Genomic DNA, 25,276 nt, shown 5'->3' with positions numbered 1-25,276 from the left:
TGCTTGCGGGCTTGCAAAGCAGCGCTTCTAGGAACGGCGTTCAAGCCTTGGGAGAGGGTTCACGTGATGCACAAGCCACTGCTTTTGATTTTCGCCTCCGCACTGGCGCTCGGCGCGTGCAACCGGACCGGCGGCGGGACCACTGCTAGCGAGCAAAAACAGGGCACGGGCATCGGCATCGAAACGGCGTGGATGGACAAGTCGGTGAAGCCCGGCGACGACTTCTTCAGCTATGCCGACGGGGACTGGGTCAAGAATACCCCGATCCCGCCGGACCGTTCGCGCATCGGCGGCTTCTGGATCGCCGATTTGCAGCGCGAGAAGAACACGCGCGAACTGTTCAAAGCGATCCTCGATGCCAACCCGACCAGCGGCAACGACGCGCTGATCGCCAATTATTACAAGGCCTACCTCAACACCGACGCGATGGACAAAGCGGGACTCTCCCCAGCGAAGGCGGATTTGGACGCGATCGGCAAGATCGGCGACAAGCACCAGCTGAGCGCGGCGATCGGCGGTACTTTGCGCGCCGACACCGACCCGCTCAACGCCACCAACTACCAGACGCAGAACCTGTTCGGCGTCTTCGTGACGCAGGGCCTCGCGACTCCCGGCGAGCAAATCCCCTATTTGATGCAGGGCGGTATCGGGCTGCCCGAGCGCGATTATTATCTTTCGGCCGACCCGAAGATGGCGGACATTCGCAATAAGTACCGCACCTACATCCAGACGATCCTGCAGGACGCCGGCTATCCCGATGCGCAGGGGGCCGCCGGCCGGATCATGGATCTCGAGACCAAGATCGCCAGGGCGCATGAAGCGCGCGCGATCAGCGAGGATACCGGCAAAGGCGCGCAGGTGTGGACGCGGGCCCAGCTCGAGCAGAAGGCGCCGGGGATCGACTGGACCGCGCTGCTCAACGCGGCCCAGCTCGGCACCGTGCAGAAGTTCGATGCGTATCACTTCGCGGCGATTCCGAAGCTCGCCGCGCTGGTCGGCTCCGAACCACTGCAGAACTGGAAGGACCTGCTCGCCTTCCACACGCTCAACCAGCACGCGAACGTGCTGCCGAAGCCATTCCGCGATGCGAACTTTGCCTTCTACGGCACGACGCTCGCAGGGACGCCGCAGCAGCGGCCGCGCGATGCCCTGGCGCTCAACGCGACCAGCAACGCGCTGCAGGACGCGGTCGGCAAAGCCTATGTCGACAAATATTTCCCGCCCTCGTCCAAGGCGCAGATCGAGAAGATGGTGGTCAATCTGAAAGCGGCCTTCTCGAGGCGGGTGAAGGCGATCGACTGGATGGCGCCGTCGACCAAGCAGGAAGCGCTGAAGAAGGTCGACAGTATCGTCGTGGGCGTCGGCTATCCCGACACCTGGCGCGATTATGGCGGCCTGACGATCACCGCCGACAATGCTTATGCCAACGAGAAGAATGCCGCCTTGCAGGAGTACCGGCACCAGATCGCCAAGATCGGCAAGCCGATGGACCGGCACGAATGGTGGATGCCGCCGCAGCTGGTCAACGCCGTGAACCTGCCGGTGCAGAATGCGCTCAACTTCCCGGCAGCGATCCTGGTCAAGCCATTCTTCGACCCCAATGCCGATGCGGCGTTCAACTATGGCGCGATCGGCGCGACCATCGGGCATGAGATCAGCCACAGCTTCGACACCGGCGGCGCGCTGTTCGATGCGCAGGGAGCGCTGCGCAACTGGTGGACCCCGGCGGACCTCAAGAGGTTTCAGGCGATCGCGGACATGCTCGCCAGGCAATATGACGCCTACGAAGCGCTTCCCGGCCTGCACGTGAATGGCAAGCTGACGCTCAACGAGAATATCGCGGACGTCGCCGGACTCGGCGCGAGCTACGAGGCGTACAAGGCGTCATTGAACGGCAAGCCCGCGCCGGTGATCGACGGCCTCACCGGCGACCAGCGCTTCTTCATCGCGTTCGCGCAATCCTGGGCGGTGAAGTCGCGGCCCGAAACGCTGCGGCAGATCGTGCTCACCAACGGCCACTCTCCCGAGCAATTCCGGGCGCTGGCGCCGCGCAACATCGACGCCTGGTATCCCGCCTTCAATGTCCAGCCCGGACAGAAGCTCTATCTCGCGCCGAACCAGCGGGTGAAGATCTGGGGCTAGGCAGCTCTCTATTTCGCCGAGATCAGGGGCTGCTTGACGACGCGCAACGGCTTGCCATAGCAAGGCGCTCGATGCCCAACCTGGACGCCATCGCCGCCGACCGCACCGCGTACCTCTGGTGGCGCGGCCGTCCCCATGCGGCGCGATGGCGCGACTGATCGAATAGCCTTCAGATCGTCGACTGCCCGCCCGCCATCGGCGGGCTTTTTTGTTTCAGGTGAAAATCTATGACATTCGAGACACGGCAATGTTGATTGCGCTTCTCATTCCGCTCGCCTTGGCGATCCTCGTCTACGCGTTCGTGCTCGCGCGCGCGTCGATTGCCCGCCGCGCCGCGCCGACCGGCGAAGCCTTGTTGCTCGGCGCAGTGGTCAATTTCTTCGACACATTCGGCATCGGCTCGTTCGCGCAGACCACCGCGTGGATGAAGTTCCGCAAGATGGTGCCCGACCGGCTGATCCCGCCGACGATGATCGCAGGGCTTACGCCGCCGGCAATGGTCGAAAGCATCATCTTTCTGATCCTGCTCGGAGTCCGTGTCGATCCGGTTCTGCTGTTCGGCGGTGCCATGGCGACATTCGCGGGAGGGGTCGTCGGCGCGCCCCTGGTTGTCCGCTCCCGCGCCTGGATCGTGCAGATGACGGTCGCCATTGGGTTGACGATGGCCGGTATCGCATTCGTGCTTGCCATCGCCGGCAAACTGCCGACGGGCGGCACTGCGTCGGGTTTGCCGATGGGTCTGACGATCATCGCGATTGCTGCGAGCTTCGTGTTTGGGCTGTTGGCCAATTTCGGGGTCGGCAATTATGCGCCAACCCTGGCGATGCTGAGCCTGATGGGAATGGACCCGCATTATTGCTTTCCGATCATGGCGTCGGGCGCATCGCTGATGGGCGCCGGATCGAGCATCAGGTTCATCAAGGTGCCGGATATCGACCTTCGGATCGTCGTCGGACTTGCGCTCGGCGGGATCCCAGCGGTGCTGGTCGCGGCGCTGATCGTCAAGAAAATGGACGTCGACATCCTTCGCTACGTGATCACCGTGGTCGTATTCTATACCGCCGCAGTGATGGCGCGCGCTGCTGTCCGGGGTCACCGTGAACATCGGGCGGAGGGCGTAACGGCGCCATTGGCGGCATCATGACCGATCCCCAGGCCCTCAACCGCGAATTCGAAAAGTACGATCAAGTACGAAAGGCGCACACCTATCGCCTCGCCGAGGACGCGGGCGACGAGTTCGACGAGGAATACGAGATCGCCACCCTCGACTTCGGACGTTTCCTGCATGGGAATGACGGCGACAAGGCGCGCTTTGCTGAGGAGTTCGCGCAGGCACTGGGCGAAATCGGCTTCGCGGTCCTGACCGGGCACGGTGTCGATCCGACCCTCTATGACGAGATTCACGACCGCGTGGCGCAGGTTTTCACGACCACGCCGCTCGACGAAAAAATGCGCTTCCGCGCGAAGCGGCACGGCTCGGTCAATCAGGGCTATTTCCCGATCGAGGAAACCAGCGAAATCCATCCCGACCTGGTCGAGGGCTGGGTGTGGTGCAGGCGCGCGTTCGACGTCCCCCAGCGGCGGGACGCGCCATTCCGCGCCGAGGATTATTGGCCGCGCGCGGACCATGAGCCGGCATTCCGCCGGCTCGTGCTTGCTCACGAGGCACTCTTCAAGCCGATCGCCCAAGCCATGTTCCAGGGTCTCGGCGTCGATCCCGACATCTACGACCGCAAGCTGACGGACACGAATTTCGGAATGCGGCTGAATTACTATCCGCCGATGACCGCCGATCAGGACAGCTCGGGCGCCGGCCGCCTGCTCGGCCACGAGGACGTCGACCTGTTCACCATCCTGCCCGCAAGCCGGACCGATGGGCTGCAGGTGTGGAATCACCGCAGCGGAAAATGGGTGCGGATGCGTGCGCCATGGGGCTCGATCATCATCAACACCGGCGATTACATGCAGCGGATCACCAACGACCGGCTGCCCTCGACCACGCATCGCGTCGGCAAACCCAGCGACGGATCGCATCTTTCAGCGCCACGCGTTTCTTTCCCGATGGCGGTTTATGTCTGGGAGGACGAGCTGCTCGAGGTCCTCCCCGGGCTGGGCGAGCCGAAATATGCGCCAATCAAGGCGATCACCTTCCACACCCGCAGCACGAGCAAATTCTACGGCGACGATTATGCGGTCGGCTGAGGCGAGGTGGTCAGCGCGAAAGCTACCGCGACTCCGGGGCTCCATGATATAGGCACCATGTAATGGAGGAGGCCGGTTGCGATGACCTATTGGGAGTTCAAGGGCCGAGAGCTGGTCAATTGCTCGTGCGAATACGGTTGCAACTGCCAGTTCAACGCGTTGCCGGACAAAGGACATTGCTACGCGGTTGCGGGAATCGTCATCGACGAGGGCCGTCACGGCGATACACGCCTGGACGGGCTCAAGATCGGCGCCGTTTTCAAATGGCCCGGCGCCATTCACGAAGGCAATGGCGAAGCGCTCGCCTTTGTCGATGAGCGCGCCAATGAGGCCCAGCGCGACGCGCTCCTCAAGATCATGACGGGCCAGGACACGGATTCGTTCGCGACCATGTTCGCGGTCTATGCTTCGACCGTCACCAAGATGAACGAGCCGGTGTTCACCGCGATCGACTTCGAGGTCGACCCCGACGCACGCCGCGCCCGTTTATCCATCCCCGGCTATGTCGAGACGGTGGGAGAGCCAATCCGCAACAAGGTCAGCGGAGCGGAATCGCGGGCGCAGATCGTGCTCCCCGACGGCTTCGAATATGCCGTCGCCGACATCGGCAGCGCGTCAAGCACGGTCCATCAGACGATGCCGCTAGAAATGAAGGACAGCTACGGCCAGTTCGCACATCTCAATCTCAACAGCCACGGTGTGGTCCGCGCCTGATCTGACCACCCGGATCGTGCGGCACGAGCGCGCGCTGGTTGCCGCCAGCGTCGCCCTCCTGGCCGCGCTCGGATGGTGGTACATCGCTGCCCGCGCGACGATCGGCGGCACAGCCGGCATGACCGCGATGCAGGCCGAGACCCCGCCGCTTGGCGCGCTCGTGCTTATGTGGTGGCTGATGATGGTCGCGATGATGCTGCCGTCGGCCGCGCCGGCAATCCTGTTATATTCGCGGGTTCGCGACATGCGAATTCGCGATGCGGCTATCGCTCGGACATGGGTGTTCCTCGCCGGCTACCTCGCGGTATGGCTATTGTTCTCCATTGCGGCGGCGGTCGCGCAAAGAATCCTCACCGGGCCGTCAATGGATCTCGGCAACCGCTTCGCTGAAGGCGCGGTGCTGATCGCCGCCGGCGTCTATCAGCTCTCGCCGATCAAGTCGGCCTGCGTGCGCCAATGCCGCTCGCCGTCTCAATTCATCACCCGCTACTGGCGGCCAGGATGGGATGGCGCCGTCCGGCTTGGATTGAGACATGGCGCTTACTGCCTCGGCTGCTGCTGGATGCTGATGGCGCTACTGTTCGTCGGCGGCGTGATGAACCTGCTGTGGGTCATCGGCCTGACGCTGATCGTCGCGACGGAGAAACTTCTTCCCCGCGGCGATTGGTTAGGCCGAGCCGCGGGCGTGGCGCTGATTGGATGGGGTGCTTTGCGGCTGCTCGCTTAGACGCCGATCACCTCGCGGCCGATGAGCATCCGGCGGACCTCGTTGGTGCCGGCGCCGATGTCGAGCAGCTTGGCGTCGCGGTAATAACGCTCGACCGGCCAGTCCTTGGTGTAGCCGGCGCCGCCGAGCGCCTGGACCGCCTCGTTGGCGACCTTCACCGCATTCTCGCTCGCAAGCAGGATCGCGCCGGCGGCGTCGTGGCGCGTCGTCTTGCCGGCATCGCACGCCCGCGCGACCTGGTAGACGTAGGCGCGGGACGAATTGAGCGCGACGTACATGTCCGCGATCTTGGCCTGCATCAGCTGGAAGCTGCCGATCGGCTTGCCGAACTGCTTGCGCTCGCGGACATAGGGCAGGACCACGTCGAGGCAAGCCTGCATGATCCCGATCTGCATTCCAGCGAGGATGGTGCGCTCGTAATCGAGGCCGCTCATCAGCACCTCGACGCCCTTATTCTCCTGCCCAAGGATATTTTCTGGCGGGACGAAGCAGTCGTCGAACACCAGCTCGGCGGTCGGCGATCCGCGGATTCCAAGCTTGTCGACCTTCTGCCCGACCGAGAAACCTTCCATGTCCTTTTCGATCATGAATGCGGTGATGCCGCGGCTGCCCTCGCCGGTCTTGGCGTAGACGACGAGCGTGTCGGCGATCGAGCCGTTGGTGATCCAGAACTTGGTGCCGTTGAGGCGATAGCCGTTGCCGCTCTTGTCGGCCTTGAGCTTCATTCCGACCACGTCGCTGCCCGCGCCCGCCTCGCTCATCGCCAGCGCGCCGACATGTTCGCCGCTGATCAGCTTGGGCAAGTACTTGCGCTTCTGCTCGGGGTTCGCCCAGCGCCGGATCTGGTTGATGCAAAGGTTGGAGTGTGCGCCGTAGCTGAGGCCCACCGAGCCGGACGCGCGGGCGACCTCTTCCTGCGCGACGACATGCTCGACATAGCCGAGGCCGAGGCCGCCATCCTCCTCCTCGACCGTGATGCCGTGGAGGCCGAGCTCGCCCATCTGCGGCCACAGGTGCCGCGGGAACTCGTCCGTCGCATCGATCTCGGCGGCGATCGGCTCGATCTTGTCCTTGGCGAAACGCCGCGTCGTCTCGCGGATCGTATCGGCCATTTCGCCGAGGTCGAAATCGAGTGTGGCGTCGGTCATCTGAAATCCTCTCGCTCAGCGCCGCTAGCACGAGAGGATGAAAGGTTGAAACCGACCTTAGCCGGTGCCGCGCTCGGTCTTGGCCGGCGGAGCGGCCGGAGCCGCCGGAGCCGCCTGGACGGGCGGTGGAATCTCGGTCGCGGGCTTGGTCGATCCGCGATGGCAAGTGAAGCAGGTGACCTTCGCGTCCGGCAGCCCGGTGATCGCGGGCAAATGCTCGGTGTTGATGTGCTGCGCTAGGCGCATCATGTCCCGCGCGATCTTCTTGTGGTCCTTCGCGTCGGAGGCGAAGTCGAAGGTCGACAGCGGCTGCCCTTCGGTCCCGACGTGGCAGTAGGTGCAACGCACGCCGAGCGACTGCGCGAAGAACTTCATGTTGGTCAGCAGCTCGGCGCGTCCGATGTCCTTGGGAAGCACCTTGAGGTTCTTGAACGGCGGCACCGCGAAGGGCGGCTGAGCAGCGGGGGGAGGCGTTTGGGCAACCGCAACAGACACGCCGAACAGAGCGGCTGCAGCTGAAAGTACGGTAAGTGATGCGCCAGGCCTCATGCTCGTCCCCTCGATCGCGACCCGGCGACAATGGCTTACGCATCGCGGGGGTCAACCGCCAATTGCCGCGTTGATCGGAAAGCCAATTTGAACAAGTGCTTCGAGCATCTTATGTGCGCTGCAGCATCCCGACTCCGGAGCAGCAGCAAATGGCTACCAACCCCGACTCGATCGTCATCCTTTCCTACGCCCGCACGCCGATGGGTAGCTTCCAGGGCGCGCTGGCTGGCGTCAGCGCGACCGAGCTTGGCGCCACAGCGGTCAAAGCCGCGGTCGAGCGCGCGGGGATTTCGGGCGACCAGGTCGACAAAGTGTTCATGGGAAATGTGCTTCCTGCCGGCCTCGGCCAGGCCCCGGCGCGCCAGGCGGCGCTTGGCGCCGGCCTGCCCCGCTCTGCGGAAGCCGTGACGATCAACAAGGTCTGCGGATCAGGCATGCAAGCGACAATCTTCGCCCACGACATGCTGACCGCAGGCTCGGCCGACGTGATCGTTGCCGGCGGCATGGAGAGCATGTCAAACGCGCCGTACCTGTCGAAGAAGTATCGCTCGGGGGCGCGTATCGGCCACGACACGATGTACGACCATATGATGCTCGACGGGCTCGAGGATGCGTATGAGCCGGGCCGCGCGATGGGCACTTTCGCCGAGGAAGCCGCCGAGGAATATCAGTTCACCCGCGAGGACATGGACGCCTACGCGATCGAGAGCCTGCGCCGCGCCAACGACGCAATCTCGAGCGGCCGGTTCGAGAAGGAAATCGTCGGCGTGACCGTAGTCAGCCGCAAGGGCGAATTCACCGTCGACGTCGACGAGCAGCCCGGCAAGGGGGATCCCGCAAAAATCCCGCAGCTTCGCGCTGCCTTTGCCAAGGACGGGCGGATCACCGCGGCGACCTCATCATCGATTAGCGACGGCGCCGCGGCGCTGGTGCTGACCCGCCAGAGCATCGCCGACAAACTCGGCAAGACGCCGGTCGCTCGCGTGGTCGCCCATGCCGCGCACGCGCAGGAGCCGGCCAAGTTCACCTCTGCCCCGGTGCCGGCGCTGCACAAGGTGCTGGAAAAGGCCGGATGGAGCGTCGACGACGTCGACCTGTGGGAAGTCAACGAGGCGTTCGCCTGCGTCGCGATGATCGCCATGCGCGACCTCGGCATCCCGCACGAAAAGATCAACGTGAATGGCGGAGCGACCGCGCTCGGCCACCCGATCGGCGCCAGCGGCGCGCGGATTACGACGACGCTGATCGCCGCGCTCCAGGACCGCGGGCTCAAACGCGGCGTCGCGAGCCTGTGCATCGGCGGCGGCGAGGCAACCGCCGTGGCGGTCGAGCTGGTCGACTAGTCTCAACCGGCGCACCGTCCGGCTTCGTCGGGGTGCAAATTCATCGTTCGCCAATCTGGGGTTAAGCTTCGCCCCGCGAGAGCCGCCGTGCGCGCCGGGGGCCGCGACTGTGCGTTCCGAGTCGTCGACGGAGATGCCCCATGAAGCCAATCACCGCCTTAATGATTTCAACGCTCGCCGGCGTGAGCACTTTTGTGCTCGAAGGCTCCGATCCCAAGGCACATGCCGCAGCTTTTCGCGTTCCCGATGGGCCTGACTGGCGTCAGGTTATGCTCGCCCGCGATCCCGGCGAAACGGGAATCGATCACCGCCTGGCGATGATCACGTCGCACCTCGATTTGTCTCCCTCGCAGGCGACCAGCGTAAGGGCGATCCTTGACCGCGAGCACAACCGCATCGAAGCGGTGTTGCTGACCGCGCCGCCGTCGCTTCGCCGCGATCAATTCGTCGCCGAGCGAAACGAGATGCGGTCGAAGACGCGGCAGCAGATCGATGTGCTGCTTAATAATGACCAGCTCGAACTGGCCCAAGCCATGCATAGGGCTGCGCTGCAGCGCAGTTAGGAAGCTACTTCTTCCACGTATAGGCCTGGCACTCGAGCTCGAGCAGGGCCTTGGTGAAGAAACCGCTGTAGGGCTGGATTCGCGGTTGCAGCTTCGCAGGAGTAAGAGCGCTCCCTTCAAAAGGGGAGAAAGCCGATGCGCGTCACCATCTGCCTCACCGCCGCCGTCCTTCTATGCGCCGGCGCAACGCCGGCCGGCGCCAAGACGGCCGCCAAGCACGCTGCATTCCAGCTCAACCAAACGACCTGGATTTTCGTCGAAAAGGGCAAAAAGGTGCGGGAGTCGATCGACGCCGACGGCAATTACATTGAGAACAGTGTCGCCGGGAAGCACATCGATCACGGCACGGCGGTGATGAAGGACGACAAGGCCTGCTTCACCAGCGCGATGACCAAAGACGGCGAGATGTGCTGGACCACGAGGGCGGTGAGGATCGGCCATTCGATGGTCACTACCAACGACAAGGGACGAAAGCTGAAGGTGACGCGCGTCGCTTACGTCGCGATGACCATCCCGAAGTAGCGCGTACGCGCTACTTCTTCCCCGTGTAGGCCTGGCACTCGAGCTCGACGAGGCCGCCGAGTGCCAGGCCGCTCGTGCCGAACGCGCTGCGCGTCGGCAGCGGCTCGTTGAAATAGTCCAAATAGACTGCGTTGAACGCGGACCACTGCTTCATGTCGGCGAGCATCACCGTGCAATGGAACACGTCAGCAAAATCGAGGCCGGCGCTTTCGAGTACCTCGCGAATATTCTCGAGAGCCTGGCGCGCCTGGCCTTCCATGCCCTCGGCAAGCGTGCCGTCGTCGCGGAACCCCATCTGCCCAGAGAGATAGAGGATGTCGCCGACGCGCACCGCGGACGAGAAAGGCAGCGGTCGGCCGCCGAGAGTTGAGCGGGGCAGATATTCGGGTCCGCCTTCGGCCATTTGCTTTCCTCCGCGCTTAGTCGACCACCTCGCCGTCACTGACACCCCAGATGTCCCACATGCGGATGAAGCCGTCATGCTTGCCGATCTCGATCCGGCACCAGCCGTCGTTGCACTTGCTGATCCGTCCGACGACGCCCGCTTCGGCCATGTAGCGCGCCTTGGCGCCGTCATAAGCGCCCACGCGCACTGGCCGCGGCGCGCCCGGCTTGACCAGCGCCGTCCGCCGGTCGCTGAGCAGGGTCACGAGCATCCAGCCCTGTGCCCCGTCGGGGTCCTGGATCAGCCGCCAATTGTCGTACTTCTTGATGACCCGCACGGGCAGGTCGCGGCGCTGGTACAGCCATACGCCAGGATAGTTCTTCCCCGGCCCCGTTCTGGTCATCGCCTGCCCGCTCGCGATCGAGGCCCAGTAAGGCGGCTGCCTGTCCTGCGCCGCCGCAGGTGCCGCGACGGCAACAATCAGGAATGCGGTAAGCGCCCCCTTGGCCAACATCACGCGCCGGTCAGAATCCTGTCCACCAATTGCTTCACTGTAGGGATGAAGCCGTTCGAATAAAATGGGTCAGTTCTGAAGCGGAACGCCGAGTGCCCCGCGAACATCAAATTATGCTCGACCGATCCGCCATGGGCAATGTCCTGGAGCGTCTTCTGGATGCAGAAACTGCGCGGATCGGCCAAGCGGCCAGTCGAATTCTTCTCATTGTCCGCCCAGGATGAAAAAGCGCACTGGCTGAGGCAGCCCATGCACTCGGACTGGTCGATGCGGATCTGTTTTTCTTCCTCCGGCGTGACGAAGATCAACGTGTCGTCCGGACTCTTCATCGCGTTGGTGAAGCCGCGCGCATACCATTCGCGGGCGTGGATCAGGTCGCCCTTGGTGACCCAGTAATTCTTCTTGGTGCCGATGCCGACGTCGAGCTGGAAATGATGGTCGCCGATCGGTTCTTTCGTGTAGGCGATCTGGCGTTCGCTGCGCGCCTCGAGATTGCGCAGGAACGGATTGCGCACGGCGGATGAATAGAAACCCGTGGGCGAGAAGCGGTGCAGCAGCACGTCGCCGTCCTCGAGCGTCATCAGCCGCGCCTTCCACTCCGGCGGGATCGGGCTCTCCTGTGTCAGCAGGGGCCTCGTGCCGAACTGGAAGATGATTTGGCCGAGCTCGGGATTGTCGATCCAATTGGCCCATTCGTCGAGCCGCCACACGCCGCCGGCCATGACGATCGGAACGCTGTCCGCGATGCCCTGCTCGCGCATCGTGTCGCGCAGCGCCTTGACGCGCGGATAGGGATCCTGCGGCTTGCGCGGATCCTCGGCGTTGCTGAGGCCATTGTGGCCGCCGGCGAGCCAGGGATCCTCGTAGACGACCGCCGCGAGCCATTCTGCGGCCTTGTGATAGGCGCGCTTCCACAACGCGCTGAACGCACGTGCCGAGCTGATGATGGGCAAGTAATTGACGCCGTACGACGCAGCGATTTCGCTGAGCTTGTAGGGCATGCCAGCGCCGCAGGTGACGCCGGTGACGAGGCCCTTGGTGCGCTCGAGCACGCCATGCAGCACGCGCTGGGCTCCGCCCATCTCCCACAGCACATTGATGTTGATCGCGCCTTTGCCGGACGCCATCTCATAGGCGCGCTGGACCTGCGCAACCGCGCCGTCGATCGCATATTTGATCAGTTCTTCGTGGCGCTCGCGGCGCGTGAGGCCGGCATAGATCTGCGGGACGATCCGGCCTTCCGGATCATAGCTGTCGGCGTTGACCGCGGAGACGGTGCCGATGCCCCCGGCGGCCGCCCAGGCGCCGCTGCTCGCGTGATTGGTGGCGCTGACGCCCTTGCCGCCTTCGATCAGCGGCCAGACCTCACGTCCGCCGTAGAGGATGGGCTGGAGGCCCTTGAACAAGCTTACTCTCCCGCGAATTCGGCGGCTATATAAGCGCTAAGTCGTCAAATGCTCACTAAAATTGCCGTGACGCGGGCCCCTAACGAACCAGGCCGGGAATCGCTTCCCGGCCTAGCCGTTATCTATCGCTTGGAATTCGCCGTGACCTAGTAGCGGCGATAGCGATGATGATGGTGATTGCCGCTTGCGATGGCACTGCCGATCACCGCGCCGATGACGCCGCCGACGAGCGCGCCCGTGAGGCCGTTAGAGTTGTTATAGCCACGATTGCCGTAGCCGCCGTAGGAATTGCCGTAGTAGCCGCCATTGCCGTAACCATAGACCGGATAGCTGCTGTAGCCGCTGGAGTAACCATAGCTCGGATAGGCGTTACCGTATCCGTTGTAGCCGTTTGAATAGCCGTTCGAGTATCCGTAGCTCGGATAAGAATAGCCGTAGCCGCCGTAGCCGCCGCCGTAATAGCCTTGAGCCTCCGCGGCCGCGGGAACTGCTACGAATGCGGTTGCCGCCAGGGCCAGTGCGATTTTCCTGAACATCAAATTACTCCTCAGATTCTGTCCTGGCCGTCCGGGACTCGCGGCCATCGTGATACCAGCTTTTGCTACTTCCTTACTGTCGAGCGACTGAATGATGCCGTCAGCCGACCGCAAGCTTTCCTGCCGGCCTCGAGGGGCGGTCAAGTGCCGCGCGAATAATCGAGGCCGATGTCGGGGGCGGGCGCGGATTGGGTGATTCGTCCGACCGAGATGAAGTCGACGCCGGTCTCGGCGATAAAACGGATCGTTTCGAGCGTGACGCCCCCGGACGCTTCCAGCGGGACCCGCCCGGCGACCAGCGTCACCGCCGAGCGCAACGTCGCCGGGTCCATATTGTCGAGCAGAAGGCGGTCCGCACCGGCGGCGAGCGCCGGTTCGATCTGGTCGATGCGATCGACCTCGACCTGCACCTGGAGTCCGGTCTCGGCCGCCTTGGCGCGCCGGACCGCTTCACCGACACCACCGCACGCCGCGACATGATTGTCCTTGATCAGCACCCCGTCGTCGAGGCGCATGCGGTGGTTCTGAGCGCCGCCCATGCGCGCCGCATATTTGTCGAGCACGCGCAGGCCCGGAATGGTCTTGCGCGTATCGAGCAGGATTGCGCCGGTGCCGGCGATGGCATCGACATATTGGCGCGTGAGCGTCGCGATACCCGAGAGGTGCTGGAGCGTGTTGAGCGCGGATCGCTCGCCGGCAAGCATCGCGCGGGCGTTCCCGCTCAGGCGCATTAACGTCGAGCCGTGGTCCACAAGGTCGCCGTCGTTACCCGGAAGCGCGAGTTCGACCTTCGGATCGAGCGCGCGAAAGAACGCTGCGGCGACCTCCAAACCGGCCACGACCATCGGCTGCCGAGCGTTCATCTCGGCGTCGAAGCGCGCATCGGCGGCGATGGTCGCGTTCGAGGTCACGTCGCCGCCTTTGCCAAGGTCCTCGGCGAGGACGCGCGTCACGAACTCATCGAGGTCAAAGCCATCGGGAAGCGCCATGCGCCGCCTTAGTGCGCCGACTCCGCGGATTTCAATATGCGCCAGCGGCCGTCCTGCCACTCGTAACGCTGCGCGTCGCTGGCCCTGAAGTCGCCGCTTTTCCAGGCGTGGACCGTGATCGTCGCCACGCCCTCGGCAATATCGATCGTATTGAAGCTCTGCTCCTGCTCGCGCACGCGGGTCGAGGTCGCCGTGCCGGCCTGGACAACGAGCACGCCGCCGGCACGCGTGACAAGGTCGCCGGCGTCATGGCTCAAGGCGTGGTGATTGTGGCCGGCGAGCAGCATGTCGACGCCGGATTCCTCGACCGCGTCGAGCGCGAGTTCCTGGCGGCCTATCGCGCGTTCGACCTCTTCGCCGACCCTCAGCGCCAGCAGCGGATGGTGGGTGACGAGGATCCGCAATGTCTCGCCCGACGTCCGTGCGAATGTCTCGCGGATGAACTCGACCTGGTCGCGGTTGAGCCGTCCGTCCTTGAAGGTGAGCGATCGCGCGGTGTTGATCCCGAGCACGGCCACGCCCGGAAGCTCGATGAACGGGCACAAGGTGTCATCGATGAAGCGGCGGTAGCGCGCGAGCGGCGACAGGAAGCGGCGGAGGACGTCGTACAGCGGCACGTCATGATTGCCGGGGACGCCGAGCACTTCGTGCCCGCGCTCGCGCAACCTATCGAGGAACTCGCACGCTTCGCGGAACTCCTCGGTTCGCGCGCGCTGGGTGAAGTCGCCGCTGATCACGATGAGATCGGGCTTGAGCTTGTCGGCCTGCCATTCGACCGCCTCCACTAGCCGCTCGTCATGGGCGCCGAAGTGGAGGTCGGAAAGGTGGACGATGCGGGTCATGTCGGGTCATTCGAAAGAACGCCCGGTGCCGCTGGCAGTTCAGTAATTCAGGAGCAGCAGGAGCTTGACGTCGATCCCGAAGCCCTCGGCGCGCTTCTGCTCGAGGAAGTTGGGGATATCGGCGCGCGCGACGATATGGACGTTGATGTCCTCATTCTCGTCCCCGCCCCCGTCGCCGATCTTTCGCACGCCGTGGACGCGGACGAGCGTGAAGGCTTCGGCGAGCATTCCGGGCGAGGAATAGAATTCACCAAGTCTTTCAACGCGCTCGGCGGTGAAGCCCGTCTCCTCCTCAAGCTCCTTGATCGCGGTGGCTTCAATCGTGGCGTCAGGATCGAGGTCACCGACGAGACCGGCGGGCAACTCGACGCAGCGGCAGTCCGGCGCGACCCGCGGCTGGTCGACGAGGATGACCTTGCCGTCATATTCCGCGAGGATCACGACTGCGGCGATATCGTTGGCGCGGCTTGCATATTCCCATTTGCCGCGCCGCAGCGCGCGCACATATTTGCCCGCCCACATCACTTCGGGCGGCGGTAAGTCGTCAAGATTCATAGTTCGATGAGCTTGTCCGGGATCTCGTTGGTGTCGTCGCCAGTGCGTGGAAAATGTTCGGCCAGCACGGTCCCAACGCGCTCGATCGCGGCAACGATCCCGTCGCCCGGGCGGCCTTCGCGCACCTGCACGATCAGCGCTTCCATCGCCTCGCCCCAAGTGTGATCGTCGGTGACCTTGAGGATCGCTTCGTCGGCAACAATTTCCGCCCGCCGCTCGGCCATCGAGAGATAGATGAGGATTCCGGTGCGGCCGGCGGTGCGGCGTTCGGCTGCGGCCTTGAACACAGTGACGGCGCGGCGGCGCACTCGGCGGTGCTTGGTCGAGGCGGGCGTCAGCAGCAGCCGTAGCGGCATCCACTTGAGGATCAGCAGCGCGACGGTGAACTTGAGGGCGGCGAAAAACATGAGCAACGTCAGGAGCTGGCTCATCGTCGGATCAGGCGACCAGCCCCCAAACAGGAAATCGTACCACCAGACGAGCGCCGTCGGGCGCCATGCCGCCCATGCCAGGACCGCGAACAATGGGACCAGCGCCCAGTGCAGCGCGACGTCGTGATAGGGGTCGCTGATCGGCGTCGCGACCGCGACGATCTCGCCGTTGCTGTTCGCTTCGGCCGCGGCGATCGCTGCGGACACTTTCTCGCGGTCCGCGTCGGAGAGGCGGATCACCAGCTGCCTCCAGCACCGCCGCCGCCGAACGATCCGCCGCCGCCCGAAAAGCCGCCACCGCCTCCGCCTCCGCCCCAGCCGCCTCCTCCGCCACCCCAGGACGACCCGCCGCCGCCCCAGCTGCTGTCGCGCGAACCGCGGCTAAGCTCGTTGAGGCCCCAAAGCACGACCCAAGGGCTGATGCCGCCGTGGCGGCCGCGATAGCGGCGCCCGGCGCCGCGGCGAAAATGCGACAGGACGACGAAGCCAATCACCATCACCCAGAAGAGGATCGGAAGCGGGCTGCCGCCCGAATGCTGGCGCTGCTGCTGTGCCTGGGTCGCAGCAGCGACATTCTTCGCGGCTTGATCGGGCGGCAGGCTCATCTGCTTGATGATTGCGGCGGCGCCAGCCTCGATGCCGCCGCCATAGTCAGGCGGGTTCTGCTTGAAGTGCGGCAAAATGTCTTCGCGAGTGATCACGCCCGACATCGCGTCAGTCATGAAGGCGCCGGAGCCGTAGCCCGTCGCGATCCATACTTTGTGCTCATTGGGAGCGACCAGTAGGAGAACGCCGTCGTCCTTCCCTTTTTGGCCCAGTCCCCAAGCGCGACCGAGGCGGTAGGCGTAGTCGTCGACTGGATGGCCTTCCAGACTGTTGACGGTCGCAACTACGAACTGGCGTCCGCTCTGCGCCTCCAGCGCCGCCGATTTGCTGGTAAGGTCGTCGACCTGCGCCGGCGTCAGCAGGTGCGCTTGGTCGACCACGCGGCCCGTGAGCGGTGGAAAAGTCTGCGCCGCGGCAGGTGTGGCCAGCGCGAAAAGCGCCAGCCACAGGACGGCCAGGAGTTGTTTCACCTCAGCTCGCGTTGCCGAAATTGACCGTCGGCGCAGTCTGAGCGGCGGCCGCAGCCTCGAACGGGACCTTGGGCTTGGCGCCGTAGAACACCTTGGCGCCGATCGCCGTCGGGAAGGTGCGGACCAGCGTATTATACTGGCGCACGGACTCGTTGTAGTCGCGGCGCGCGACTTCGATCCGGTTCTCGGTACCCTCCAGCTGGTCCTGGAGCGCGAGGAAGTTCTGGTTGGACTTGAGGTCGGGATAGGCTTCGAACGACGCCAGCAGCCGGCCGAGCGAGCCGCTGAGCTGGCTTTGCGCGTTCTGGAACGCCTGCACCTTGGCCGGGTCGCTGAGGTCGCCCGCGTTGAGCTGAATGCTGGTTGCCTTGGCGCGGGCCTCCGTCACCTGCGTCAGCACCGTCTTTTCCTGCTGGGCATAGCCCTTCACCGTGTTGACCAGGTTCGGGACGAGGTCGGCGCGGCGCTGATAGTCAGCCTGCAGATCGCCCCACTTGGCGTTGACCTGCTCCTCGGCGGTGGGGACGCTGTTGATCCCGCAGCCGGCAAGGCTGAGGGCAGCGAGCGGCGCGAACAAACCCAAACGGCGAAAGAAGGTCATCGAATATCCCCTTGATCGTTGCGGCCATAAGTAGACGCACGGCTGTTGCGTTTCAATGCTGTCTTAATCCAGCAACACAGCAGTGGCTGGTGGCACGCCGTCCGCAATGGACTATGCTTGTTCCGTTGCAGCCAAGGGGGACACATGCTGAACGACTTCCGCGCATTCATCGCCAAGGGCAACGTGCTCGACCTCGCCGTCGCCGTGATCATCGGCGCGGCCTTCGCCAAGATCGTCACCAGCCTGACCGACGACATCATCATGCCGATCATCGGCAGGATTTTCGGCGGGCTCGACTTTTCGAGCCATTTCCTGCTGCTCGGCCCCGTGCCCGCGGACTATCACGGGTCGATGACCGATTATGCCGCGCTCAAGAAAGCCGGCGCACCGGTGCTCGGCTGGGGCGCGTTCCTGACCGAAGTCGTCAGCTTCGTGATCCTCGCCTTCATCATCTTCCTGATGGTGCGCTGGGCGACCAGGATGATGCGCAGGCGCGACGAAGGGCCGGCCGGCCCGAGCGAGATCGAGCTCCTGATCGAGATCAGGGACGAACTGAAGAAGCGCGCCTGAGTGGCCTGAGGGCTAAAGCCGGATCAGCGTTTCCGGGATCTTGTTCGACGCGGGGCTGACGTCCCAATGGAGCTGTCTGCCGATCGGATGCGGCGCCGCGCCGTCCTCGCTGTTGTTGGTCAGGATTTCGCCGTCGGTGATGACCGTGAACCGGCCTTCCGCGCGCGAAACCGGTCCGCCCTTGGCCATGTCGCCCGCGCCCGCCGCGGCGGCACTCATCGGCCCAGCTCCGCCGGTAAATGCCGGCGCCGTCACCAGCACGGAACCGTCGGTGCGGCGCCTCAAGGCGACAAAGGGGATGATGAGATTGTTGTCGGGAAGCGCGGGGAACAGGAAGTCCTGCGTCGCCCGCCCTTCGAAATGGTAGTCGACGTCGAACACGCCGCGGCCGCGATAGATCACTGACCGCCACCCGGAATATTTGGACAGCTTGGCTGCGAAGGCGCGGTTGGATTCGTCGTCGAGTCCTGGCAGCCCAAAGGCCTTGGCCATCCCCTCGCTTTCCTTGCGCTTGTCCGCCGCGCGCTTCTCATAGCCCTCCTTCTGGGTCGCAATCTGGGCTTTTGTGCAGGGATGTGGGTGCATTTGCTTGCCGTCGGATATCGAGCAGGCGGCCATGTCGTCGCTCCACGGCGCGCCCTTGTCGGCATCCGGCGGAAGCTGCAGCACGATTTCACCGCGGTAATCGAGGACGAAGCCCCCGTCCTTGCGCAGGGTCAGGCCGGAATTGAAATGGCCCGGCCCCCACAGGCAGCCGGTGAGCAGCAGCGGTGCCGCGAGCGCGAACAGGCGCTTGGTCCAATGATGCATTGCGCGTCCCCCCCTTGGGTGAGGAGCGTAGCGCACGAAGATTGCGGGGGGAAGAAAGTGGGGAGCTTCTGTTGCCCGGTGCTCCCCGAACCGCTGGAATCCCCTTCTGTTGCCCGGTGGGGTCCAACCGCGCTTTAGCCTTGTAACTTCAGTCCGTTAGGACGTCAGTTACGCAGCAAGAGCGAGCGCCTCGTTATCGTTGGCACTTGTGTTTATGAGCCGTCACGGTGGCATCCATACCGATCGGCAATCGCGCCTTTATTGCACTCGTCGATCCTATATCGCCCCCATCAGCAACGGTGCGACCGCGCCGTTGGTGGTGGAGGCGCCGGGGTACTGCCCCCCGGGTCCGAAGTGCCTATTCCACGCAACATTCTACCGACATAGCCGGCGAACCGGCAGGGCCTAGATAGGGATTTTGCGCGTGAATCTCAAGCATGCCGCTGATATGGCTGACCGGGCCAAACGGTTTCACGGGGTATCGAAAGTGATGAAAAGACTTGCGTTTGTGATTGCTGGGACCGCTGCGCTCACCCTTGCTGCATGCAACAGGGACAACCAGGACGCGGTTCAGAATGCCGAGCTTAATCAGCCGAATGCCGACCAGCTCAATGAGCTCGCCAACCAGGCGGCGATGGACGCAGCCAATGCACAGGCTGCAGCGAATAATGCGCTAAATGCGGCCAACGAGCTGAACGCGGCGGCCGACAACACCGTCAATCCACGCGAAGCCGACGAGCAAAACGTCAGCGGCATGTAGGCCGGCCCGCGCGGGACGATGAGCGATGAGGCCATTCCCGCGGCGACGCTGATTCTGGTGCGTGAGCCGCCCGGCGGCTTGCCCGAGCTGCTGATGGTCGAACGCGCCGGCGGCATGGCCTTTGCGGCCGGGGCGCTGGTCTTTCCCGGCGGCCGCATCGACGCCGCCGACGGCGAGCTCGCTGCGGAAACCGGCGCCGATCCCGCCGCCGTTGCGGCAATCCGCGAAACGATCGAAGAAACCGCAGTGCCCGCGGGCGTCTCGCCCGTGCCGGATGCAGCGGCTGCCCGCGGGTTGCAGGATGCGCTCGTCGCCGACCAGCCGTTCGCCGGCCTGCTCGACGGCCTCGGCCTCAAGCTCGACCCGGCGGCTCTGACCCCGTTCGCGCGCTGGGTCCCGAGGTTCCATGCGGTGCGCCGGTTCGACACCTTGTTCTTCATCGCGCGCTGCCCGCCCGGCGAATGGCCACCGCAGGTGATCGAGGGCGAATGCGCGGGCGCGGAATGGCTGAGCGCATCCGACGTGCTGGAGCGCGACCGCCGCGGCGCAGCGCGGCTCATCTTCCCGACTCGCCGCACCCTCGAGAGGCTGGCGCAGCATCGGTCATTCGAAGCCATTCGGGCTGACGCGCTGGCGCACGACATCGTGCCGGTGACTCCGTGGGTGGAGGAGCGCGACGGCGAGCGTTTCATCACCATTCCCGACAATCTCGGCTATCCGGTGACCCAGGAACGGCTCGAAAGTGTTTGGCGCGGCTGATCGGAGCAGCCGAGTCGCGGACCGCGGAAACGAAAAAGGGACCCGCCCCGGCGGGTCCCTTTCCGGTCTCAAAGCTGGTCGAGCTTATTTCAGATGGTTCGACAGGTGCTTGTTCATCTCGAACATGCTCACCCGGTCCTTGCCCCCAAAGACCTTCTTGAGTGTCGCGTCGGCCATGATTTCCCGTTTGTTTTGCGGGTTTTGCAGGTTGTTCTTGCGAATGTGCTCCCACACTTTCGAAACCACCTGGCTGCGCGGTAACGGCGCGCTGCCGGTGATCGGGGCGAGATCCGCCGAGGGTTGAACCGGGCGGGCCAGTCCGCCCCCTGCCTTACGTGCGCCTTGTGCCATGTTGGCCCTCCTGTTGTTCCTCTCTGAGATAGAGCGCAAAGCAGCCCGCTTGGCAATGCTTCGACAGAGGGAAATTCAGTCGTTTCTCAAGAGAAACGGAACGACCCGGTTGTAACTGTCGTGACCGATGTCCGCGCGGCCGCCGTATTGAATGCCCGAACGGCGGCACCAATCCTTGACGATATCTGTCTCGTCACCCGCGAAATCGGGATCGTTGGGCAAGATGTCGGTAACGCGGCCGAGGCGGATTCGGCGCACCTTCCTGATGGCTTCGCCGGCGGTCACATGGAACATCGAACGGTCGATCCGATAGAGATGCTCGCCGACATCTTCGATCAGCAGATCGACGCCGGTAAAGTCGGGCTCGAGCGACGTCCCGAGCAGGTTCGATAGGACCGTCAGGTTGAAGGCCATCGCCGGCCCGTCGAGCCCCGGCTCGAGCGCGGCAGGATCGCGCCGCACCATCCAGTCGAGCGCCCGGTTGACGGCCGCCGCTCCACCCTCTCGAAGCGCGTCCTGCGGCATCGGTCCCCACGCCACTTCGACGCCCTCTTTGTGAAGGCCGGCGTGGAGAAAGCCGGCGTCGCTATATCCCATGTAGAGCTTTGACCGCGCGGCCGCGGGCAAATCGGCTAGCGCCGCCTCGGCGATGCGGTTCGACCCATATCCGCCGCGCGCGAACCACACGGCGTCGACCGATGGATCGGCCATCACCTCGCGAAGCGCCGCCAACCGGGTGTCGTCGGGGCCGGCGAAATGGCCTTCGGACAGGAAGCATTGCGGGTGGATGGCGAGTTCGCAGTCGCCGCGCCCGGCCACGATCTTCTCGACGGCCCCGGCCGCTTCTTCTTTGAGCCTGCAGCTCGGGGCGACGACGGCGATGCGCATGGCCGGGACTTATGGATGGACCTGCCCGATCTGCGCAATGGGCGTGAGATCAGGACGAGCGGCGCTTCCGGGTCGGCTTCTTGGCCTGGGCCTTACGCTGCGGCTTCGTGATCGTCCGATCGTGGCGGACGGATTTCGCCGCGTGCTTCGCTTCCTTGCGATCCGCGGCCGTCTGATGGCGACTCTTCTTCGCCACGCGCTTCGCGTCCTTACGGGCCTTGGCCGCGTCGTGACGGCTCTTTTTCGTCGTAGTCAGCGCCTTCGCCGCGTCGTGACGGCTCTTTTTCGTCGTCGTCAGCGCCTTGGCCGCGTCGTGACGGCCCTTTTTCGTCGTGGTCAGTGCCTTGCCCGCCTCATGATGACCTTTCTTTGCGCTTTTCCGCTCCTGGTGCCGATCCTTGGCCGCAACATGATGATTGCGCTTGCCGACCTGGTGCTTGTCGGTCGCACGGCCATGTTTCGCCTGATGATGCGAAGCGGCTTTCACCGCGTGATGATGCCCGGCGGCGTGGCGATGCACCGTCACGCGATGCCGCTTGCTCACGTGGCTGCGATTCGAAACCTTGCGGTGCCGAGTGCTCGCCGGAGCGTGGTGCGGCGCGATGTGGCGGCGGCTATGGGCGACGGCGCCATGATGACGGACGCTCGGCTGCCGCCCGAAGTTCGGGAAGGGCGGCGGCGCCGGCGGAACATAGGTCGCCGCGGGGGCCTGGTCGGGTCTTGCCTGCTGAACCGGCGGCGGCGGCTGGTCCGGCACGGTCTGCTGGGCCAGCGAGCCCGCGCTCACAAATGCCAGGGCAAAGCCTGCCCAAATCAATCTCAATCGTCCCACGAACCACCTCCCCGGATGTCGGAAGAATGCCAACTCGCGGCCGTCGTAGCGACCGCCGATCCTGCATTCTGCCGCAGCCAGCCCACGCTGCGGCGCACGCGGTGTGCTGGCATTCGGCAGCGCCCTCCAATAGGGCCGCGACATGATCGATTCTCCAGTCTTTTTCAGCGGCATCGGCGGCAGCGGGATGCTGCCGCTCGCGTCGATCGTCCGCGCCGGCGGCGCCAAGGTATCCGGCTCCGATCGCTCGCTCGACGCCGGGCGGACGCCGCACAAATTCGATTATCTGCGCTCGCTCGGGATCCAATTGTTCCCCCAGGACGGGTCCGGGCTGCAGCCTGGGATGACCCTGGTCACTTCGGCGGCGGTGGAGGCGACCGTGCCCGACGTCGTTCGAGCGAAAGAGCTTGGCCTGACCCACCTCACCCGGCCGGAGTTCCTCGCGCGACTACTCAATTCGGCGCAGCGCAGCGTCGCGGTCGGCGGCACCAGCGGCAAGTCGACGGTCACCGGGATGATCGGCTGGATCCTTCACGCCTGCCACCGCCAGCCGACCGTGATGAACGGCGCGGTGATGAAGAATTTCGTGACGCCGTCCGCACCGTTCGCCAGCGCCCTCGTCGGCGACGCGGAGCTGTTCGTCAGCGAGGTCGACGAGAGCGACGGATCGATCGCGCTCTACCGCCCCGAGATCGCGGTGCTGACCAACATCAGCCTCGACCACAAGGAAATGGACGAGCTTCGTCAATTGTTCGCCCATTTCCTCAATGCCGCGCGCAAGGCCGTGCTCAACCTCGACGATCCGGAGACGCGCGCCCTCTCCGACACCGTGCCGCGCGACAAGGTGCTCGGCTACGGGTTCGATAGCCCGGCCGCCGATGTCATGGGCAAGGACCTTCAGCTTGAACCGCAGGGCGTGCGCTTTGGCCTTGAGGCCGAGGGGAGCCGGCACGAGGTGCAGCTCGGCGTTCCGGGCCGCCACAACGCGTCGAACGCGCTGGCCGCGATCACGGCGGCGCGCGCGCTCGGCGTCCGGGTCGAAGATGCGGTGACGGCGATCGCGCGGTTCGATGGCCTGAGGCGCCGGCTGGAGATCGTCGGCGAGGCCGGCGGCGTGACCGTGATCGACGATTTTGCGCACAACCCGGACAAGATCGCCGCGACGCTGGCGACGCTGCGCGCGCAGCCGGGGCGGCTGCTGATCATGTTCCAGCCGCACGGCTATGGCCCGCTCGCGAAGATGGGGGAGGCGCTCGCCGAAAGCCTCGCCGACGGCATGGCGCCGGACGACCGCCTGTACCTTCCCGACCCCGTCTACCAGGGCGGCACGGTCGACAAGGGACGCGGGTCCGACTGGCTGTCCGGCGAGATCGGGCGCCACAATAGACGCGCGGAGCACATCGCGGAGCGGTCGGCGATCGGCACGGCGCTGGTCGCCGAGGCGCGGTCGGGCGACCGGATCCTGATCATGGGCGCGCGCGACGACACTTTGATTGATTTCGCCCGGGACCTCGTCGACCGGCTTGGCGTTGGAGGGTGATGGCCAAGCCCGGGACCGTCACCGGCTGGAAGCTACCGACAGATCAGCGTGAGGGGCTGCTGGCGCGCTTCCCGCCCAAGTATGTGAATGTGATCGCCGATCACGTGACCCTGCGCGTCGGTGCAACCCCGCAAACGCCGCTCCCGCGAAAGCCCGAAGCAAGGATCGTCGGTCGCGCGGACGACGGGAAAAGCCTCGAATGCCTGGTCGTCGAACTCGACGGCACCACCGATCGTCCCGACGGCTCGACCTATCACATCACCTGGTCGCTGGGCCCAACACGGAAGGCGCGCGAGAGCAACGACCTGCTGCGCGACAACGGCTGGGTTCCCCTCCCCCCCTCGATCGACGTCGAGCTGGAGCCCGCGCGCTTCTGATGCCGAAGGACCAGAACCCGCCGCGCCTGTTCCTCGACGCGGACGGCGTGCTCGCCGATTTCGACGAAGGCGCGCGTCGCCTACTCGGAATGACTCCGCGCCAGTATGAGGCGAAGCACGGCCGCGGCGCTTTTTGGAAGCGGCTGGCGCAGGCGAAAAACTTCTACGGGACTCTGCCCGAAATGCCCGATGCGCGGCTGCTGTTCGAGGGGGTCAAGCACTTGGAGCCGACGATCCTCACCGGCCTCCCGCTCGGCCGCTGGGCCGCTCCGCAAAAAATCGAATGGGCGGCCGAGCATTTCCCCGGCGTGCCGATCATCACTTGCATGGCCCGCGACAAGCACAAGCATATGCGACGGGGCGATGTCCTGGTCGACGACCGCGAGAACCATCGTCAAGCTTATGAAGCTGCGGGCGTGATGTTCGTGCACCACAAGAATGCCAGGGAGAGCCTCAAGCAGCTCGCCGAAATTTTTCCCTCGGTGAAAGCGCCCGAAGAAACCTAACGGTTAGGCGGCAGTCTTGAGGTCGACCTTCTCGACCCACTCCGGCCAGAACACCGGCTCGCGGCCCGACCAACCGGGCGCGGTCGCGGCGCTTTCGCTGATCGACTGGAGCAAGGTCCGACGGCGATCCGGGTGGAGGTGCGGCAGCGCCGCGGCGGCACAAAAGGCCGCCGGCAGCCACGGACGCGACGAAGCGCCGATCAGCCGCTCGTAAAGGAAGCGGTAGGCGGCGAAATTCGGCAGCCGGTCCTGGCCGAGGTCGAACGCGCTAATCGTGATCAGCATGCCGACGAACGGTTCGATCATGTCGAGGCCGCTGTCGTCGGGAACCTGCAGGCGCAGGTGATCGAGCTGCTTGTAAAGACGGGCCTGGGCGCGGATCGACGCGGCTTCGCCTTCGTCGCGGGCCCAGCATTCGATCGGGTCGCGGCGCCCATAAGCCACATCGAGCGAGCGGCGGATGTACCGCTGCGTCGCTTTGCTGAACCCTGCGAACTCCTTCATTTCGGAGATCAGCATGGCCCCGCTCGCCGGCTGGCTCGTCCGCGTAATCATGAACCCGACTCCTTATTCCCAGGCGGGATCATGCGGCGGTATTGGTTTCGAGAAACTTAACCACAGTCCCACCCCCCGTTCAG

Annotated in this window: 31 protein-coding genes and 1 other RNA gene; 14 read left to right on the top strand and 18 right to left on the bottom strand. The window is 64.7% G+C overall.

Annotation, left to right across the window (positions count from 1 at the left end):
* The first annotated feature begins 66 nt into the window (after positions 1-66).
* From ACJ8FR_RS01805 to ACJ8FR_RS01785, 5 genes are all read left to right on the top strand, one after another.
* Positions 67-2,142: a M13 family metallopeptidase gene (locus ACJ8FR_RS01805; protein ID WP_407826894.1), complete on the top strand. Its 2,076-nt coding sequence runs from the start codon at positions 67-69 to the stop codon at positions 2,140-2,142.
* Between the two features lie 247 nt (positions 2,143-2,389).
* The gene (locus tag ACJ8FR_RS01800) at positions 2,390-3,286 is read left to right on the top strand and encodes a TSUP family transporter (protein ID WP_407826893.1); all 897 of its coding nucleotides are present in this window, start codon (positions 2,390-2,392) and stop codon (positions 3,284-3,286) included.
* Entirely contained in the window at positions 3,283-4,344 is a 1,062-nt protein-coding gene (locus ACJ8FR_RS01795; protein ID WP_407826892.1) for a 2-oxoglutarate and iron-dependent oxygenase domain-containing protein, read from the top strand. Before ACJ8FR_RS01800 ends, ACJ8FR_RS01795 begins: the two co-directional genes overlap by 4 nt.
* 81 nt (positions 4,345-4,425) lie before the next feature.
* The gene (locus ACJ8FR_RS01790; protein ID WP_407826891.1) at positions 4,426-5,058 is read left to right on the top strand and encodes a DUF1326 domain-containing protein; all 633 of its coding nucleotides are present in this window, start codon (positions 4,426-4,428) and stop codon (positions 5,056-5,058) included.
* Entirely contained in the window at positions 5,042-5,785 is a 744-nt protein-coding gene (locus ACJ8FR_RS01785; RefSeq protein ID WP_407826890.1) for a DUF2182 domain-containing protein, read from the top strand. Before ACJ8FR_RS01790 ends, ACJ8FR_RS01785 begins: the two co-directional genes overlap by 17 nt.
* Here ACJ8FR_RS01785 and ACJ8FR_RS01780 read toward each other — a convergent pair.
* Together ACJ8FR_RS01780 and ACJ8FR_RS01775 are read right to left on the bottom strand one after the other, a co-directional pair.
* Positions 5,782-6,933 carry an isovaleryl-CoA dehydrogenase gene (locus ACJ8FR_RS01780; protein WP_407826889.1) on the bottom strand — a complete coding sequence of 384 codons (1,152 nt, stop codon included), beginning with the start codon at positions 6,931-6,933 and terminating at the stop codon, positions 5,782-5,784. The genes ACJ8FR_RS01785 and ACJ8FR_RS01780 overlap by 4 nt on opposite strands.
* Positions 6,934-6,990: 57 nt before the next feature.
* Positions 6,991-7,428 carry a c-type cytochrome gene (locus ACJ8FR_RS01775; protein WP_407826888.1) on the bottom strand — a complete coding sequence of 146 codons (438 nt, stop codon included), beginning with the start codon at positions 7,426-7,428 and terminating at the stop codon, positions 6,991-6,993.
* Positions 7,429-7,631: 203 nt separating this feature from the next.
* On the opposite strand from ACJ8FR_RS01775, the gene ACJ8FR_RS01770 reads away from it, so the two are divergent.
* From ACJ8FR_RS01770 to ACJ8FR_RS01760, 3 genes are all read left to right on the top strand, one after another.
* On the top strand, positions 7,632-8,825 hold the full coding sequence (locus ACJ8FR_RS01770) for an acetyl-CoA C-acyltransferase (protein ID WP_407826887.1): 1,194 nt from the start codon (positions 7,632-7,634) through the stop codon (positions 8,823-8,825).
* A 140-nt stretch (positions 8,826-8,965) separates the two neighbouring features.
* The gene (locus tag ACJ8FR_RS01765) at positions 8,966-9,388 is read left to right on the top strand and encodes a hypothetical protein (protein ID WP_407826886.1); all 423 of its coding nucleotides are present in this window, start codon (positions 8,966-8,968) and stop codon (positions 9,386-9,388) included.
* 135 nt (positions 9,389-9,523) lie between these two features.
* Positions 9,524-9,910 carry a hypothetical protein gene (locus ACJ8FR_RS01760; RefSeq protein WP_407826885.1) on the top strand — a complete coding sequence of 129 codons (387 nt, stop codon included), beginning with the start codon at positions 9,524-9,526 and terminating at the stop codon, positions 9,908-9,910.
* A gap of 10 nt (positions 9,911-9,920) precedes the next feature.
* On the opposite strand, the gene ACJ8FR_RS01755 is transcribed toward ACJ8FR_RS01760, so the two are convergent.
* The 10 genes from ACJ8FR_RS01755 to ACJ8FR_RS01710 form a co-directional block, all read right to left on the bottom strand.
* Complete coding sequence (locus ACJ8FR_RS01755; protein ID WP_407826884.1) at positions 9,921-10,313, bottom strand: RidA family protein; 393 nt, start codon at positions 10,311-10,313, stop codon at positions 9,921-9,923.
* Positions 10,314-10,329: 16 nt separating this feature from the next.
* Positions 10,330-10,806: an SH3 domain-containing protein gene (locus ACJ8FR_RS01750; RefSeq protein WP_407826883.1), complete on the bottom strand. Its 477-nt coding sequence runs from the start codon at positions 10,804-10,806 to the stop codon at positions 10,330-10,332.
* A 2-nt stretch (positions 10,807-10,808) separates the two neighbouring features.
* Complete coding sequence (locus ACJ8FR_RS01745) at positions 10,809-12,215, bottom strand: NAD(P)H-dependent flavin oxidoreductase (RefSeq protein ID WP_407826882.1); 1,407 nt, start codon at positions 12,213-12,215, stop codon at positions 10,809-10,811.
* A gap of 146 nt (positions 12,216-12,361) precedes the next feature.
* The gene (locus ACJ8FR_RS01740; protein ID WP_407826881.1) at positions 12,362-12,751 is read right to left on the bottom strand and encodes a hypothetical protein; all 390 of its coding nucleotides are present in this window, start codon (positions 12,749-12,751) and stop codon (positions 12,362-12,364) included.
* 140 nt (positions 12,752-12,891) lie between these two features.
* Positions 12,892-13,740: a carboxylating nicotinate-nucleotide diphosphorylase gene (nadC, locus tag ACJ8FR_RS01735; RefSeq protein WP_407826880.1), complete on the bottom strand. Its 849-nt coding sequence runs from the start codon at positions 13,738-13,740 to the stop codon at positions 12,892-12,894.
* Between the two features lie 8 nt (positions 13,741-13,748).
* The gene (locus ACJ8FR_RS01730; RefSeq protein WP_407826879.1) at positions 13,749-14,582 is read right to left on the bottom strand and encodes a metallophosphoesterase family protein; all 834 of its coding nucleotides are present in this window, start codon (positions 14,580-14,582) and stop codon (positions 13,749-13,751) included.
* Between the two features lie 39 nt (positions 14,583-14,621).
* Positions 14,622-15,137 (bottom strand): NUDIX hydrolase, encoded by a 516-nt coding sequence (locus ACJ8FR_RS01725; protein ID WP_407826878.1) that lies wholly within the window; start codon positions 15,135-15,137, stop codon positions 14,622-14,624.
* Positions 15,134-15,808, bottom strand: coding sequence for a TPM domain-containing protein (locus tag ACJ8FR_RS01720; protein WP_407826877.1), 675 nt, complete (start codon positions 15,806-15,808; stop codon positions 15,134-15,136). The genes ACJ8FR_RS01725 and ACJ8FR_RS01720 overlap by 4 nt, the downstream gene beginning before the upstream one ends.
* Positions 15,805-16,644, bottom strand: coding sequence for a TPM domain-containing protein (locus ACJ8FR_RS01715; RefSeq protein ID WP_407826876.1), 840 nt, complete (start codon positions 16,642-16,644; stop codon positions 15,805-15,807). The genes ACJ8FR_RS01720 and ACJ8FR_RS01715 overlap by 4 nt, the downstream gene beginning before the upstream one ends.
* 1 nt (position 16,645) lies before the next feature.
* A complete protein-coding gene (locus ACJ8FR_RS01710) occupies positions 16,646-17,245 on the bottom strand; it encodes a LemA family protein (protein WP_407826875.1) in 600 nt (199 codons plus the stop codon).
* A gap of 144 nt (positions 17,246-17,389) precedes the next feature.
* Between ACJ8FR_RS01710 and mscL the strand changes: the two genes are divergently transcribed.
* Positions 17,390-17,815 carry a large conductance mechanosensitive channel protein MscL gene (gene mscL, locus ACJ8FR_RS01705; protein WP_407826874.1) on the top strand — a complete coding sequence of 142 codons (426 nt, stop codon included), beginning with the start codon at positions 17,390-17,392 and terminating at the stop codon, positions 17,813-17,815.
* 12 nt (positions 17,816-17,827) lie between these two features.
* On the opposite strand, the gene ACJ8FR_RS01700 is transcribed toward mscL, so the two are convergent.
* Positions 17,828-18,625 (bottom strand): hypothetical protein, encoded by a 798-nt coding sequence (locus ACJ8FR_RS01700; RefSeq protein WP_407826873.1) that lies wholly within the window; start codon positions 18,623-18,625, stop codon positions 17,828-17,830.
* Between the two features lie 56 nt (positions 18,626-18,681).
* Positions 18,682-19,064: a transfer-messenger RNA gene (ssrA, locus tag ACJ8FR_RS01695) on the bottom strand.
* On the opposite strand from ssrA, the gene ACJ8FR_RS01690 reads away from it, so the two are divergent.
* Both ACJ8FR_RS01690 and ACJ8FR_RS01685 read left to right on the top strand, forming a co-directional pair.
* Complete coding sequence (locus ACJ8FR_RS01690; protein WP_407826872.1) at positions 19,050-19,385, top strand: hypothetical protein; 336 nt, start codon at positions 19,050-19,052, stop codon at positions 19,383-19,385. The two genes, ssrA and ACJ8FR_RS01690, sit on opposite strands and share 15 nt — an antisense overlap.
* An 18-nt stretch (positions 19,386-19,403) precedes the next feature.
* Positions 19,404-20,144 carry an NUDIX hydrolase gene (locus tag ACJ8FR_RS01685; RefSeq protein WP_407826871.1) on the top strand — a complete coding sequence of 247 codons (741 nt, stop codon included), beginning with the start codon at positions 19,404-19,406 and terminating at the stop codon, positions 20,142-20,144.
* A gap of 84 nt (positions 20,145-20,228) precedes the next feature.
* Here the strand turns inward: ACJ8FR_RS01685 and ACJ8FR_RS01680 are convergent, their stop codons facing one another.
* From ACJ8FR_RS01680 to ACJ8FR_RS01670, 3 genes are all read right to left on the bottom strand, one after another.
* A complete protein-coding gene (locus ACJ8FR_RS01680) occupies positions 20,229-20,495 on the bottom strand; it encodes an SWIB/MDM2 domain-containing protein (protein WP_407826870.1) in 267 nt (88 codons plus the stop codon).
* Between the two features lie 75 nt (positions 20,496-20,570).
* Positions 20,571-21,383 (bottom strand): LD-carboxypeptidase, encoded by an 813-nt coding sequence (locus ACJ8FR_RS01675; RefSeq protein WP_407826869.1) that lies wholly within the window; start codon positions 21,381-21,383, stop codon positions 20,571-20,573.
* A 49-nt stretch (positions 21,384-21,432) separates the two neighbouring features.
* A complete protein-coding gene (locus tag ACJ8FR_RS01670; RefSeq protein ID WP_407826868.1) occupies positions 21,433-22,170 on the bottom strand; it encodes a hypothetical protein in 738 nt (245 codons plus the stop codon).
* Positions 22,171-22,357: 187 nt separating this feature from the next.
* Between ACJ8FR_RS01670 and murC the strand changes: the two genes are divergently transcribed.
* From murC to ACJ8FR_RS01655, 3 genes are read left to right on the top strand one after another with little or no spacing between them, the layout of a single operon-like run.
* A complete protein-coding gene (gene murC / locus ACJ8FR_RS01665; protein WP_407826867.1) occupies positions 22,358-23,755 on the top strand; it encodes a UDP-N-acetylmuramate--L-alanine ligase in 1,398 nt (465 codons plus the stop codon).
* Entirely contained in the window at positions 23,755-24,132 is a 378-nt protein-coding gene (locus ACJ8FR_RS01660) for a hypothetical protein (protein ID WP_407826866.1), read from the top strand. The genes murC and ACJ8FR_RS01660 overlap by 1 nt, the downstream gene beginning before the upstream one ends.
* The gene (locus ACJ8FR_RS01655) at positions 24,132-24,638 is read left to right on the top strand and encodes a 5' nucleotidase, NT5C type (protein WP_407826865.1); all 507 of its coding nucleotides are present in this window, start codon (positions 24,132-24,134) and stop codon (positions 24,636-24,638) included. Before ACJ8FR_RS01660 ends, ACJ8FR_RS01655 begins: the two co-directional genes overlap by 1 nt.
* A 3-nt stretch (positions 24,639-24,641) precedes the next feature.
* Here ACJ8FR_RS01655 and ACJ8FR_RS01650 read toward each other — a convergent pair whose 3' ends face one another.
* Complete coding sequence (locus ACJ8FR_RS01650) at positions 24,642-25,193, bottom strand: hypothetical protein (RefSeq protein WP_407826864.1); 552 nt, start codon at positions 25,191-25,193, stop codon at positions 24,642-24,644.
* Positions 25,194-25,276 lie beyond the last annotated feature (83 nt).

The organism is Sphingomonas sp., from assembly GCF_045810705.1.
Classification (GTDB): Bacteria; Pseudomonadota; Alphaproteobacteria; order Sphingomonadales; family Sphingomonadaceae; genus Sphingomicrobium.
The sequence above is the reverse complement of the archived record's forward strand: the minus strand, read 5'-3'. Positions and strand labels throughout refer to the sequence as shown.